Source organism: Empedobacter sp. UBA1574 (assembly GCF_002322895.1).
GTDB lineage: Bacteria > Bacteroidota > Bacteroidia > Flavobacteriales > Weeksellaceae > Empedobacter > Empedobacter falsenii_B.
This window is the reverse complement of sequence record NZ_DCOI01000038.1, coordinates 1-14885: the sequence shown is the minus strand read 5'-3', so window position 1 is coordinate 14885 and position 14885 is coordinate 1. Positions and strand designations below refer to the sequence as shown.

Sequence of the window (14885 nt, the reverse complement as noted above, 5' to 3'; positions counted from 1 at the left end):
TTTTTTCTTCACTTATTTCAACATTAAAATCATCTTCGTATCTTCACCTCTCAAACAACAAATAATGAAATTCGTTACTTTCTTAGACAATCGACAAGAAAAAGTAGGTCTTGTTTTGCAAGACTCTATCTATGATTTGACACAGATTAATCACAACTTACCCTCTACCCTAATTGATATTTTAGCTGATGATGATTTTTCACTTATAATTTGTCAACAGATTACAAACGAAATCAATCGTGGTGAACATAAGAAAGCTCTAGTAAAAGAGCCTCAAATCTTGGCTCCAATACCTCATCCTTCAAGTTTTAGAGATGCGTATGCGTTTCGTCAACATGTAGAAACTTCTCGGTTGAATAGAGGTTTGGATATGATTCCAGAATTTGATCAATTTCCTGTGTTCTATTTCTCTAATCATCAAGCTATTCAAGGTCCAGGAAAAATAATTGCCATGGAAAAACATTTCAATCGAATGGATTTTGAACTTGAAGTCGCTATTGTCATCAAAAAAGAAGGTATCAATATAAAAGCAGAACATGCAGATGAATATATTGGTGGTTTTATGATTTTGAATGATTTAAGTGCACGTGCGTTACAAATGGAAGAAATGAAACTGAATCTTGGTCCTGCAAAAGGAAAAGATTTCGCTTCGATGTTTGGTCCATATTTAGTAACACCAAACGAAATCGAAAAATACAAAGTTGAGCCTAAAGAAGGACATATCGGAAATTGTTATGATTTAGAAATGTCTTGTTCAGTCAATAATATTGAAGTTTCTCATGGAAATTTCAAAGATATGCATTGGACTTTCGCCGAGATTATCGAACGTATTTCGTATGGTGTCAAACTTTATCCTGGTGATATTATAGGGTCTGGAACGGTTGGTACAGGTTGTTTTCTTGAATTGAATGGAACTGGAAAACGTCAGAATCCAGCTTATAAAGAACAATGGTTACAACCAAATGATACTATCGAAATGTCTGTTACAGGATTAGGAAAATTAGTAAATTCTGTTCATCTTTATACCCAATAAACTCAACTTATGCAACATACAAAATCTTTTGAGCCAAATACAAGTCAATTTAATGACATTTTCAAACACGCTATTTCTCCACGTCCTATTTGCTTTGCAAGTACGATAGATAAAGACGGAAATGTAAATTTGAGCCCATTTTCATTCTTCAATATGATGGGACAAAATCCGCCTATTTGTGTATTTTCTCCACTTCGAAAAATGAGAGATGGATCGACAAAGCATACATTAGAAAATGTTTGGGAACACCCTGAATGTGTAATTAATATTGTCAATTATAACATGGTTCAGCAACAATCGTTGGCAAGTGTGGAATATCCAAAAGGTGTAAATGAATTTGTGAAAGCTGGTTTTACAGAATTACCTTCAGAGTTGGTTAAACCTCCTCGTGTAGCCGAATCTCCGATTCAATTTGAATGTAAAGTGCGTGAAGTAATTTCTGTTACAGATCAACCAGGTGCAGCTAATTTGGTGATTGCAGAAATTGTGCGCATGCATGTACAAGAGGATTTACTGGATGAAAATGATAAAGTTTCGCCTTATGATTTGGATTTAGTTGCTCGTATGGGAGGTGATTATTATTGCCGAGTTATTCCAGAATCGATCTTCGAAGTCGAAAAACCTACGCGTACAATTGGTTTGGGAATAGATCAACTTCCTGACGAAGTGAAGCATTCTAATTATTTAACAGGTAATAATTTAGGTCAATTAGGAAATGTAGAAAAATTACCTACAGATGAAATGATTCTTAATTTCAAGGAACAATTGACAGAACGATTAGATATTCAAAAGTTTAAATCTGTTGAGGTTCGTCATCAAGTTGCAGCAAAACTTTTGGAACAAGGTGATGTAAATGGTGCGTGGTATTGGTTGTTAATGAAAATTTAGATGATGGGTAAATCTGCATTTGTTTTAGGAAGCTCAGGTTTAATTGGTTCTCTTCTCTTAGAAAAGTTATTCAATCATCCTGATTATGCTACTATTATCACAATTGTTCGAAAACCTCAACAAATCAATCATCCAAAGTTAATTGAAATCGTCACTGACTTTAATTCAGAAATTAATTTAGATGAAATCCAGCAGATTGATTCTATTTTTTCGTGCTTGGGAACAACTCGAAAAAAGACGCCTGATTTAGATGTTTATCGTAAAATTGAAGTCGATATTCCGAATCAATTTGCAAAGATTGGGAATCAAAAAGGATTAACTAAGTTTCATTATATTTCGGCAGTTGGTGCAAATGCGAACTCGTCTAATTTTTATTTAAAAATGAAAGGCGAAGCCGAAGAAACTTTGCAAAAGAATACTATCAAACAATTATTCTTGTATCGTCCATCTTTGTTAATTGGCAATCGAGAGGAATATCGTTTGGCTGAGAATATAAGTTCAAAAGTTTTTCCTTTGATCAATTTCTTTTTACGCGGAAAATTATCTAAATATAAATCAATTGAAGCTGGAAAAGTTGCTCAATCACTTATTGAAAATGATTTGCATTCAACATCAAATAAAGTTTCAATTTTACATTACAACGAAATAATTAATTCGATAAATACAACACAATGATCATACTAGCCGTACTCCTACCTTGGTTATCATTCATTTTAAGAGGAAAAATAATACAAGGCGTTATTTGCTTAATCTTACAAATCACCTTAATTGGATGGTTGCCCGCAGCAATTTGGGCTGTTGCGTCACTTTTGGACGGAAGAAACAAAGCAAGGATAAAAGAATTGAATAGATGATAAATCAATATAAAATAGCAAAAGATAACATTAACTTGTACGTCACTTTAGAAATTAATCCTTCTAAAAGGAGAAAATTCTTTTTGTTCTTTTGCATTTTATTGATGATTTCAATTCCGATTAGTTTAATCACAATAATTGATTCGGAGCCGCAAAATTTCTTTGTTCCAATTTCTATAATCAGCTTCCTTATTTTCTATTTTATTATTCGATATTTTCTGTGGAATATTTATGGAAAAGAGAATATTATTATCAATAATAAGACAATTAGTTATAATCGAGATTTTGGTTTATATCAAACAAAATATTCTTCTATTAAGTATTCAAAATTAGATTTTGCAATTCAGAAAATTAAAAATGAAAATGATTTAGATGTTGGAGATTTAGTTTTCATTGATTATTTAGAAGATTCTCAATTACCAGAAGTTATTTTTCAGACTTCGATATTAATACCAATTAAAGATTTAAAGAAAATTCAACAAGAAATTGAATTGCATTTGTTTGATATTGACAAAGATAAATTAGCAAGGAATTATATTGTTTTCTCGCAAAATTGAAATAATTTTTAATAAAAAAGACAACTAATTAAGCTGTCTTTTTGCGTTATTTATGTTCATAATAATTTAAGATTTTATCTTCTTTCCCATCATTATTTTTATCACGATATTCTATCAACACCAGCGTATTTTCATCTACTTTTTGATATTTGTACACAGTTGTTATTCTTGTACCATTAGTTAAAATAAATTCGTTATTTCTTTTATTTACGATTTAATCTAGTAAATTCAATAATTATAGTGAGTTTTTTGAAGAATTTTCGAAATAATTTAGCACTATCAGAATAGAAAAGTAGATGAAAAAAATAATGGTTCTAATGGTTTGTAGTCTTTTGCCTTCTTTTGGAAATGCACAAGAATATACAACTAATAATATTATAATAAAACAAGGAAATAAAACATTTAATATTAATCAAGCTGATCAAACAATTACGCTTCGTCCTGAAGAATTTAGTATTGAATATCTAAATAAACCTTATCAAGAAAAGAAAAATCTGTTTTACGCTGCACAAGCATTAGTGACTGATAGTTCGGCTGATGTTAATTTTCAAGAAGGAATAAAAATAGAAAGCATACCATATTTTGAACCTAGTAGTGGTTTTGCTGCAGAGAAAAACCAAGTCATATATTATCCGTTTTTATCGTATGATGGACATCAATATTTATATTATGTTTCAAATAATGAAAAACGTGTGGATAAAATTGGAACGTCTGGAAATTGGGATATTTACAAATGGACATTAAAAGGTGTTTATCAATATGACGCTGAAATGGATTGGAATATTTACGACAACGATCAAGTACATATTGCTTTAATTATTGATCGAAATTTAGACGGAATTCTTCAAAAGGGTGAATTTTTCGACGTTCATATTAATTTTAAGAAATAACAATAATCTATATCCTAACCTACCTCAACTTATGTACAAACTAAAACATTCTTCGGATTGTTTTAGTTTCTTTGATTCTACAAAAGACATTATATTAGCTCAAATAAACTCAACATCTCAATATGTTAAAAAGTAATAGTGCTTTAAAAAATCTTTTATTTCAACTTATAGTCGTCATTTTATGCGCTATTAGTGGAATTGCTAATGCACAAGAAGTACTGATTAATTTTGAGAATCAATATAATAAAACAGCTCCTAATTCTATTGAACGATACGAAATAACAGGAAAATATGCGCAAGCTTTATTATTTAATAATCAAAAAGAAAAAGCTTTCGCTGTTTTGAAACAAAATATTTCTAGCGCCGAAAAACTGAGTGATGGAAAATATGCTGCATATTTACATGCTGTTTCTGCAATGAATAATCGTATTGATGATAATTTGAATGCAACAAATTATAATTTGCAAAAAGCAATTTATTACAGCGGACGCACAACTGATTATTCAACAAAAGGATATGTTAAATATTGCGAAGGATGGTTGAATTTAAGAAACAATGAAGACTCTAAGGCTGTAAAAAACTTTATTGATGGTCTTAAATTTCTAGATAAAGCTACTGTTACGCCAACTGTTCTTACACGAATGAGTTCTATTTATAACGAATTGACTGGAATTTATTCGAGATGGGATGATTATGAATTACAAGAAAAGTACAGCAAACTTGCTCTAGAAGTAGCACTTAAACAAAATAATCCTAATTTAATTTTTGCTTCTTATATGTCGATTGGATACATGTACGAGCAAAAATTTATGCAAAATGAGAAAAATATTTTTGTACGAGATTTAGCTGAAAAATATTATACTAACGCTATAAATACGTATTATAAAAACAAAAGTGAAATGGCTACAGCGACAGACTTGTCGTTTGTAGCTATTAATCTAGCCAATTTATATCTTCAGTTTTATCCCAAAAACTATCAAGTAAAAGTTATCAAATATGCGTATTTAGCCAAAGAAATTGCTGAACAAAATCATCAATCCGATCACGTTGCTGCTGCTAATGGTATTTTAGCAGAATTATCTTTACAAAATAACGAAGTTTCTACTGCAAAAAATTATTTACTTAATTCGCTTATAAAAGTCAACGAGAATACAATTCCAGACAAGAATATTCTGCTTTCTCTGTATTTGAGTTTATCTGATATTGAAGATCGTGAAGGAAATTACAAAGAAACCTTGCGTTATTATAAATTGTACACTTCCACTTACAAAGAAATTTATGATAACGAGCAAGCGCAAATCAGTAAACGTTTGGAAGCTCAGTTTGATAAAGAACGTCAGCAACAACAAATGATTCGTTTGCAATTAGAAGCTGAGAAAAAAGAACAACAAATTCAACTAATGCATTCATTAGGAATTCAACAAGAACAAGAATTAGAAAATTCTAGATTAAGTGAAGAATTTCAACGTAAACAATTAAAATTAACTCGATTAGAATCCGATAAACGTTCACAAGAATTAACGATTTCTGAACAAAATTTAAGGCTTTCTAAACTAGAAAATAAAAATAGAAAGGATGAATTGGTTAATTATATCACCGAACTTAATTTCAAAAATAAATTAAACAAATATTACATCTTTTCGATTATCTTTTTCATCGCCTTACTTGCTCTTTTGCTTTATGCCTTAAAACAACGCAACAAACATCTAAAACAACGTGAAGAATTGTATAAATTGGAAATTGAACAAGAACGTCAAAATTCTAAAATATCTACTTTAACAGCACTTCTTGATGGTCAAGAGCAAGAACGTGCTCGTCTTGCACGTGATTTACATGACGGTTTAGGTGGCTTACTTTCTGGAACAAAAATTCAATTAACGCATCTCAACGATAAAATTGACAATCATTCTAAAAAGGATATGGCAAAATCCATTCATCAATTAGATGGAGCAGTTGATGAATTGCGTCGTGTAGCACATAATTTAATGCCAGATTTGTTGTTGAAATATGGTTTGGAAGAAGCCTTAAAAGAATATGCAATCCGAATGTCAAATGAACAATTGGATATTGATGTTCAATTTTTGAGCTATACTAATTCTCTTGACAAAGAAAATCAATTATTGGTCTATCGTATCATTCAAGAATTAGTAAATAATGCCATTAAACATGCAAATGCAGCACAAATTATCATCCAATTTGTAGAAGATGAGACAAACTATTCTGTAACCGTTGAAGATGATGGGAAAGGCTTTGACATGAATAATACAAAACTAACGAAATCAGCAGGTTTACATAATATTCAATCACGCATTCAATTTTTAAAAGGACAATTAAATATACATTCAGAAATCGATTTAGGAACAAGTATAGAGTTCCAATTTCCTAAAATATAACTTATGATAAAAATAGCAATCACAGACGATCATCCTTTATTATTAGAAGGTTTGCGAAATATTTTGAGTAATCAACAAAACTTACAAGTGGTCGATTGTTATGCTTCGGCTCAACAATTACAAGAAGCCTTAAAAACAACAGAAATTGATATTCTTTTGTTAGACATCAATTTATCGGATACTAATAGTATTGAATTGATTAAACCTTTCAAGAAAAAATATCCTGATATGCACATTATTATGTTGAGCGTACACAATGAATACGCTGTAATTAATAGTTGTTTGGAAGAAGGTGCTTCGGGTTATATTCAGAAAAATGCTTCTGTTGACGAAATATTAGAAGGAATTAATTCTATTTTTGATGGAAAGAAATTTCTTTGTTCACAAACCAAAAATGTGATGAGTAAAAAGGAAAAAGATGGTTTGAATACGATTCCGAAATTGACGCGTCGCGAAAAAGAGGTTTTAATTGAAGCTGCACAAGGATTAACAACACAACAAATTGCAGATAAGTTATTTATTAGTACACATACGGTAGATAGTCATCGAAAAAATTTGATCGAAAAATTTAAAACATCAAATTTAAGTTCAGCAATCACATCAGCAATAGAATATGGATTGATTTCAAAACCTTAAAAAATACCTATAAATAGGGATATTTTAATTCTAAAATTTTTATCAATTTTGAAAAAGAAATAACAATCTATATTTCAACCACTAAACAACCCAAAATAAGATTACTAACCAATTCTTATTACCTTAACTACATCTATTGAAAAATCGCTTAGTTCTCTACTTAAGCGATTTTTTTTATATTACTAATTAACTAAAAGTCGTGAGCTCTTCCGTCTTTATTTTTGCAAAAAACTGAGAAATAGGAAGGTTAAAATTAGATCAAGTAAGTTTTCAAAACGATTTTTCATCTAAAATGTAAAAAAACAAGTATCCAGAAAGGATTCAACAATTTCTTAAGAAGAAACAGAATTTTTTATCTAGAAGTAAAATTGAAATCAAAAAACCAAACTTTCATAAAAATTTGGCTTATAATTTTATCGAAATAATTCTAAAATTTCGTCTACTGTAACCTTTCCAAAATAATCTGTTACATCAATAGAATTCAGAACTTTTGTAATTTCTTCTTCGTTATGTTTAACACCAATTAGTTTATTTTCTAAACCTTCAATCGGTTCTGAAGCGAAGAAATCACCAAATATTTTAGCTTTTTCAATTATTCCGCCTCGCTCTACATCCAAGTGAACTTCAATAAAACCTGCTGGAATTTTCTTTGCATTTTTGAAATTATATTTTGGTGAAAAACCAAAATTCCAATCCCATGTTTGGTATTTTTCTTCAATCAATTTCGCAATACCATTCAAATCTTCGATTGTTAAATGATAAATTGTCGCTCCTTCATTTGTTTCTAACATTTCATCAATCAACAAAGCTTTCAACTCGTCCGTCGTCATTTCATTTGGAAAATATTCGATCAAATTAATCACACGTGCACGATTAGATTTGATGGCTTTATCCACATATTTTAATGGATTAATTTTTAATGCATCGCCTAAAACTGACATGTCCGAATTAAAAAGTATCGTTCCGTGTTGAATCATTTTTCCATTACGAGCCAATTTTGCATTTCCACTAAACTTTTTACCATCAACTAACAAATCGTTTCTTCCTTCCAATTTTGCAGGAACATTCAAACTATTTAATAATTTGATGATAGGCTCGGTAAATGTTGAAAAATCCATAAAATCATTCTGTCCTAATAATGTGTGAAAAGAAAAATTTAGGTTCCCTAAATCATGATAAACAGCTCCACCACCCGACATGCGACGAACAACTTTGATATTATTCTCAGTCACATAATCCAAGTTAATTTCTGCCAATGTATTCTGAAATTTTCCGACAATTATTGACGGAGCATTGATATACAGCAAAAAAATATCTTCTGTTGGATAGTGGTACAATAAATATTCTTCTAAAGCTATATTGAAATACGCATCATGAGATGGCGAATCGATGATAATCATACAATTTATTTTTGCAAAGTTAGGAAGAAATTTATGGAATGAAAAAGAGACAACTTTCCTAAAAAAGTTGTCTCATCGCATTTATAATATAAACTATTAAAGAGAATATTAAATGTTTGTCATCATCTAAATCCCTGTAAATTTAATTCCTAAACTCATCCAAGTTGTTGGCAACGGAATGGCTCCAGCTTCGTTATACGTAGTATTAAAAATGTTTTGTGCATCAAAATAAATACTCAAATTATTTTTGAATGAATGATTAATTCTTGCATCAGTAATCCAATAAGATTTATATGATTGACGTGTATTATAACGATTCGCTAAACTTAAAGTAGTTCTTCCGATTGCATAATCTATTGTATTGATTAACTGATGTTTTAAACTTTCTATTTTATATTTAGAATTGTATTGATCATCAACATTTTTAAACTCAGGATCAAGATAAGAATAGCTCAAAGAAAATTTCAAACTCTGGTTCGCAGAAAGGTTTGCTAAATATGAAACCTTCGTATTAAATCCATGTGTTCTCAAATCTCCAAAATTTTGCGCTTGCCAAGGTTCATTAGATGTTAAACGTACCCAATCGATAAAATCTGTGATCGAACGATAAAAATAATAGGCATTAAACGTCCAATTTCTTTTGTTGTATTTGAAACCAATTTCTGTTTGAAATGCCTTTTCAGATTCAACATTTGCATTCCCTATATTTCCTGGTCGTTGATCCAAATATAAATCTGTAAACGAAGGAATTCGCTGGCTTGTACCTGCATTTACCATTAATTTCAAGTTCGAATTTACCGCATAACTCGCATCAATTCCTGGAAATGCTTGCCAACCATATTGAGAATTATAGTTAACATACGTTCCTATATTTACATTCAGTTTTGGTGTAATATCCGTTTTATATTCCGCATAAAATCCAACATTATCGCGTGTATGATTTTTGATACTAGTTGATGAAATTTGCTCATTTCGGTATTCAACTCCTATTCCAATTTGATCTTTATTCAATTGATAGGTCGAATTTACTTCTCCCGAAATAGAATTTGAGTAATGCAGAGAACGTGCTTTACTCAAATCATTTTTATAATAGCGATAATCATCAAAATTGTAACGATAACTCACACGTGGTGCTAACGAAATTCGATCCGATAATTTATGTTTTGACTGAATATTAACTAACGTTGTTTCAACTAATTCTTTCGAATTTTTATCACCAGGTGAAGCATAAAAACCATTTGATCCGAAACCATTTTTCACATAACCATACGAAGCAACTAAACTATTTGCATCATCAAACTGAAAGTTTCCTTGATAATACAATTTATTGTTTTCGTATGCTGTATTGTATCGGTATCCATTTCCCCAATCGTGACTCACATACAACTGATGTTGATGCGTTTCTTTTGCCAAATTCGCGCCAAGTTGCACACCTCTACTTGTATAGGTATCGTCCGTATCTTCACTATCTTTCTTAAAATTTGTTCCAAAATAAGTATTCGCATAAACTCCTGTTTTCTTTGGTTGACGCGTGACAATATTTATCACACCTGTCAAACTATTATTTCCATAAACACGAGCAGCCGGACCACGTACCACTTCAATTCTGTCAATCGCCTCTAGTGGAATGGGAAGATTTAGCGCATTATGAGCTGTTTGATGATCCATAATTTTTGCACCATTCAACAAAATCAATGTTTGCTCAAAACTTCCACCATCCATCGAGATATCAGCTTGCGTTCCGAATGGACCACGTTGACGCAAATCTATTCCAGATGCATACTGCAACACATCTTGTAAAGAACGTGCAGGTAATTTGTTAATTTCTGATTTACTTAATACATAAATGTTTCTATTTTCTTTAGAAAGTGGCGTATTCAGACGGTTATCTAAAATAGAAACTTCACCTATCGCAATGGTATCATTCACATTTTGTGCAAAAATACTTTGTGCAGCTAAACACAATACCATAGTAATCTTCTTCATTTTTACTAATTATTTAATTAATTGAGTTAAATCTGACGCAAAAGTAGTACCTTTCCGATCTGCCATAATATACCAGTTTACAGATAATGAATAGTCCGGCTGAAATACCATACAAAAGTTTTATCGAAATCGAACGTAATTCGGATACACCAATTTACCTTCAATTAGCGAATCAGTTGGCTAAAGCAATACAATTAGGTTATATTCCAAGCGGCACAAAATTACTTGGAACGAGGCAGTTAAGTGATATTTTAACGCTTCATCGCAATACGATTGTCAATAGCTTTCAGGAACTTGAAGCCCAAGGTTGGATAGAAATCGTTCCAAATAGAGGAAGTTATGTATTAAGTCAATCTTCTCAAAAGTTTCAGAAAACCATTGTTCCAAAGCAATTTTCAATCAATTTGTATCCTGATAAAACAGGTTTTCAATTTGAACAATCGATACTTTTGGATAATCCGTACGAAAATTTTAATCAACGCTTATATTTAACCGATGGAACAATCGATCATCGGTTAGCAGAACTAAAACTTCCTGCTAAATTATATTCAGCTATTTTAAAAAGAAAAACGTCAATTTCAAAGGTAAATCAGTCCAAAAATGAGTACTTTTTAAAGAATTTAGCAAATTATCTCAATTTGACAAGAGGTTTACATATTTCGAAAGAGAATATTTTAGTGACGAGAAGTTCGGAAATTTCACTTTTTTTAATTGCAGAAATTCTACTGAAACAAAATGATGTTGTTGCGGTTGCAAATTTAAGTTATTATAAAAGTAACATGATTTTTCAGACACAATTTGCTAAAATCAAACAAGTAAAAACGGATCAATTTGGAATTGACACCGACGATTTAAGAAGATTATGCGAGCAATTTCCGATACGAATTGTTTACGTTACACCGCATCACCATTATCCTACAACGGTTACATTAAGTTCGCAAAGAAGAGTTGAATTACTACAACTTTCGCAGGAATTTGGTTTTGCAATTGTGGAAGATGATTACGATTTTGATTTCCATTACAGCAATCATCCAATTTTACCTTTGGCAAGTTCGGATCAAAATGGAATGGTTCTTTATACTGGAAAATTTGGTCATTATCTTGCACCAGGTTACCAAATTGGATTTATTGTAGCACCGAAAAATCTAATTCTTGAAGCGAAGAAACACTTATCAATTCTTGATCAACAGGTTGATCCATTTATCGAACAAGTTTTAGGTGAAATGATTAGCGAAGGTGAAATAAATCGAATCCTAAAAAAACATCGTAAAACCTATCGAGAACGACGCGATTATTTTTGTCAGAAATTGAAAACGGAATTAAATGATTTTATCAGTTTTACTAGTCCAAATGGAGGTTTAGCTGTTTGGATTAATTTTAATCAACCTATAAATTTAATGGAATTAAAACGAAATTGTTTAAAAAATGAATTGTTTATTCCACAAACAATTTTATATCAAACCCAACATCAAACTGGAATTCGCCTTGGATTTGCGCATCTAAATTTTGAAGAAATAGATGAAGTAATTTCAATTTTGAAACAAGAAATCACAAAAAAAGCTGAATAAATTTCAGCCTTTATATTTTTATGTAGGATTAATTACAATTAATCTAAAATCAATGTAATAATTAATTCCTATAAAATAAATCAACGCTAAAAAAGCATAAATTATAAATTGTTTTGATAGTCTGATTTTGAATTTTTTTAGCATAATTCCAACCAAAAAATTAAGTATAATCAACTGTAAAACAACTAAAAATGAATACTGAATTATAAAATACATAACACTAGAAAAATTTACAATACGAATTGAACCATAACTTTTGTAGGATTCGTGAAGAAATAATACTAAACAACTTACAAAAGAAACAATAAAACTAAATAGTACAGAAATTAAAAATGTTTTAAGTATTGGTTTCATTATTTTTTATCTCTCAACTTGAATGTCCACGTAAACTGAAACTCTGAAACAATATCTCCTTCCTCGTCTACGCCTCTACTTGTCACATTTAGCGATACACCTTTCTTCGTTTCGATCGCTTCTTTTATAGCTGCGTCTATTTTTTCTCCATCTTCGCAAGTAAACACAATTTTACCAATAGCTTTTTTCAAATACTTCGATTGCATTCCCAAAACCAACATCGATATATCTTCACCTGATTTAGAAATCTTAGCATTTGCCATCAAACCAGAAGAAAATTCTGCTGCCATTCCTTGCACCGCCCAAAACATACTTTTGAACGGATTTTGATTAAGGAATCCATATTTTACTCGTATCGAAACTTTATTTTCTTCCCACGATTCCAAACGAACTCCAGCAATCCACGCAATCGGAATTTGAGTTGTCAGTATATTTTTAAAAAATTCTTTGTTCATATTCTCATTATATCAAAAAGGGTTAATATAATAAAAGTAAATGTTTTATTTGATTTTCTTCAATTATTGAAGAAATTAATTCTAAAGTTATTTATTCATTACGCCTTATTCTACTAGGAGGAGAAGATGCAATTCATCGATATTTAGAGCGCAAAAAAGTAATCAAAAAACTCTTGTCTTTCATTCTCGACTTTAGATTATAAATAATGATATCGTTCTTCTATCACCGTATATCAATCAGGAATAGTAATTCGTCAATTAATTTATTTTTTTACTATTAAAACTCCTCTCTTTGGCAAAAAAAGATGAAAAAAAACATTTTAATTTCCGCGTTTAGTTTATTGACTACTTTCTTGAATGCACAAAATAAAATTAGAGGTAAATTAAAAATGGAATATGTTCCATTTTCCAATTATATACGTCCAATAGATAGTTTAAAAACAGATTCTAAAAGCGATTTCAAAAAAGCAGAAGTGAGTTTGAAAATTCCTTTATATACGAAAGAATTGAAAGATGGAAAATATAGCAACTGGTCTTTGCTATTTAGTACTGCATATGCAAGAATGAACAATAAAAATTATGAAGAACAATTATTTCCTTCAGAAATGTTGAATACTCAAATTGGTTTACAATACTTTTCACCTATTAGTTCTCATGGTCTATTTTGACAATGGCTTCAGTAGGTATTTACACTGATATGGAAAATATATCTACCGATGATATTTTGGGTCAAGGAGGTGTTTTATTTATTAAACATTTTAATCCAAAATTAGCTTTAGGGTTAGGACCTGTATTATCGAATAACTTTGGAGTTCCTATGGTAATGCCAGGAATTTATTTTGATTGGAAAACTGGAGGTGACAAATTCAATGTGAATATTAATTTTCCAGAAGGTGTAGAAGCAGGTTACCAAATGACAACAAACTTTGCTTTGAAAAGCGTGGTAAATCTTAGTGGAATGGTTGCTGAAAGATCCAAAGAAGGCAAATCATTATTAGTAAGTTATCATCAAGTTGTTGCTGGTTTACGTCCTGAAATAAAATTGAGTAATTCGCTAAAACTCCAATTAACAGGAGGAACGACTTTGGTACGATCTTTTTCTGAAAATGAAAGAAACTTAAAGAGTCTTTTTAGAAAGAAGGAAATTGCAGATCCTCGTTTTTCGACAACCTTTTATTCTGCGCTGAGTTTACGTTGGAACTTACCTTAATCACATAAAACAGCCTCAAAATTTATTGAGACTGTTTTTATTTACTAATTAATTTTTTATAAACAACTTGATTAAGTAACTCATCCTTTTTATTCCTAGAAATAGGAAGTTCATGTTTGCCAATATAAATTCGACCTCCAGAAATTATCTCTATATGTGTAACATTCACTAAGAAAGATTTATGTATTCGAAAAAAATGATTCATTGGTAAAGATTCTTCTAATACTTTCATGGTTTGGTGAATTAGAATAGATTTATCTTTGAAATGTAGTTTTACATAATTTTGCATACTTTCTACATACAGAATATCTACCCAAGAAATTTTGGTAAAAGTATCTCCTTGTCGTACATATAGAAAGGGATCATTGAGAATAGTTCCATGCTTTATTTTTTCGTTAAGTAAAAATATTTGATAAGCTTTATTAACAGCTTGATAGAATCGGTTGAATGCAATTGGTTTTAGTAAATAATCAACTACTTGCAATCGAAATCCTTCAAGAGCATATTCGGAATAAGCGGTAGTGAAAATACAAAGTGGTGGATTTTCGATTTGTTCCAAAAATTCGAGACCAGAAAGATAAGGCATATTAATATCCAAAAAAATTAGATCAATTGTGCTTTCTGTAACATATGTAGTTGCTGGATATCCTAACGAAAGTTC

Annotated in this window: 13 protein-coding genes and 1 pseudogene; 10 read left to right on the top strand and 4 right to left on the bottom strand. The window is 30.5% G+C overall.

Annotated features, from left to right (window positions below; translation table 11 throughout):
* The first annotated feature begins 64 nt into the window (after positions 1-64).
* The 8 genes from B3578_RS13015 (at position 65) to B3578_RS12980 (ending at position 7251) form a co-directional block, all read left to right on the top strand.
* Positions 65-1033, top strand: coding sequence for a fumarylacetoacetate hydrolase family protein (locus tag B3578_RS13015; RefSeq protein ID WP_219035164.1), 969 nt, complete (start codon positions 65-67; stop codon positions 1031-1033).
* Positions 1034-1042: 9 nt separating this feature from the next.
* Complete coding sequence (locus B3578_RS13010) at positions 1043-1921, top strand: flavin reductase family protein (RefSeq protein WP_286496301.1); 879 nt, start codon at positions 1043-1045, stop codon at positions 1919-1921.
* A gap of 3 nt (positions 1922-1924) precedes the next feature.
* The gene (locus B3578_RS13005) at positions 1925-2596 is read left to right on the top strand and encodes an NAD-dependent epimerase/dehydratase family protein (RefSeq protein ID WP_291049293.1); all 672 of its coding nucleotides are present in this window, start codon (positions 1925-1927) and stop codon (positions 2594-2596) included.
* Positions 2593-2775, top strand: a complete 183-nt coding sequence (locus B3578_RS13000) for a YqaE/Pmp3 family membrane protein (protein ID WP_171622766.1) — start codon at positions 2593-2595, stop codon at positions 2773-2775. Before B3578_RS13005 ends, B3578_RS13000 begins: the two co-directional genes overlap by 4 nt.
* The gene (locus tag B3578_RS12995; RefSeq protein ID WP_171622765.1) at positions 2772-3332 is read left to right on the top strand and encodes a hypothetical protein; all 561 of its coding nucleotides are present in this window, start codon (positions 2772-2774) and stop codon (positions 3330-3332) included. Before B3578_RS13000 ends, B3578_RS12995 begins: the two co-directional genes overlap by 4 nt.
* A gap of 296 nt (positions 3333-3628) precedes the next feature.
* Positions 3629-4222 carry a hypothetical protein gene (locus B3578_RS12990; RefSeq protein ID WP_291049288.1) on the top strand — a complete coding sequence of 198 codons (594 nt, stop codon included), beginning with the start codon at positions 3629-3631 and terminating at the stop codon, positions 4220-4222.
* A gap of 122 nt (positions 4223-4344) precedes the next feature.
* Complete coding sequence (locus B3578_RS12985; RefSeq protein WP_291049286.1) at positions 4345-6615, top strand: histidine kinase; 2271 nt, start codon at positions 4345-4347, stop codon at positions 6613-6615.
* Positions 6616-6618: 3 nt separating this feature from the next.
* Entirely contained in the window at positions 6619-7251 is a 633-nt protein-coding gene (locus B3578_RS12980) for a response regulator transcription factor (RefSeq protein ID WP_125349324.1), read from the top strand.
* Between the two features lie 413 nt (positions 7252-7664).
* Here B3578_RS12980 and B3578_RS12975 read toward each other — a convergent pair whose 3' ends face one another.
* Together B3578_RS12975 and B3578_RS12970 are read right to left on the bottom strand one after the other, a co-directional pair.
* Entirely contained in the window at positions 7665-8651 is a 987-nt protein-coding gene (locus B3578_RS12975) for a lipoate--protein ligase (RefSeq protein ID WP_219035158.1), read from the bottom strand.
* 126 nt (positions 8652-8777) lie between these two features.
* Positions 8778-10637, bottom strand: a complete 1860-nt coding sequence (locus B3578_RS12970) for a TonB-dependent receptor plug domain-containing protein (protein WP_291049283.1) — start codon at positions 10635-10637, stop codon at positions 8778-8780.
* A gap of 86 nt (positions 10638-10723) precedes the next feature.
* Between B3578_RS12970 and B3578_RS12965 the strand changes: the two genes are divergently transcribed.
* Complete coding sequence (locus tag B3578_RS12965) at positions 10724-12205, top strand: PLP-dependent aminotransferase family protein (protein ID WP_286496306.1); 1482 nt, start codon at positions 10724-10726, stop codon at positions 12203-12205.
* A gap of 353 nt (positions 12206-12558) precedes the next feature.
* Here B3578_RS12965 and B3578_RS12960 read toward each other — a convergent pair whose 3' ends face one another.
* On the bottom strand, positions 12559-13014 hold the full coding sequence (locus B3578_RS12960) for a DUF4442 domain-containing protein (RefSeq protein ID WP_286496307.1): 456 nt from the start codon (positions 13012-13014) through the stop codon (positions 12559-12561).
* Positions 13015-13319: 305 nt separating this feature from the next.
* On the opposite strand from B3578_RS12960, the pseudogene B3578_RS12955 reads away from it, so the two are divergent.
* Positions 13320-14224: pseudogene (locus tag B3578_RS12955) on the top strand (DUF6268 family outer membrane beta-barrel protein).
* Positions 14225-14261: 37 nt separating this feature from the next.
* On the opposite strand, the gene B3578_RS12950 reads toward B3578_RS12955, so the two are convergent.
* Positions 14262-14885, bottom strand: a 624-nt coding sequence (locus B3578_RS12950; protein ID WP_291049279.1) for a LytR/AlgR family response regulator transcription factor, incomplete at its 5' end; no start/stop codon positions are given.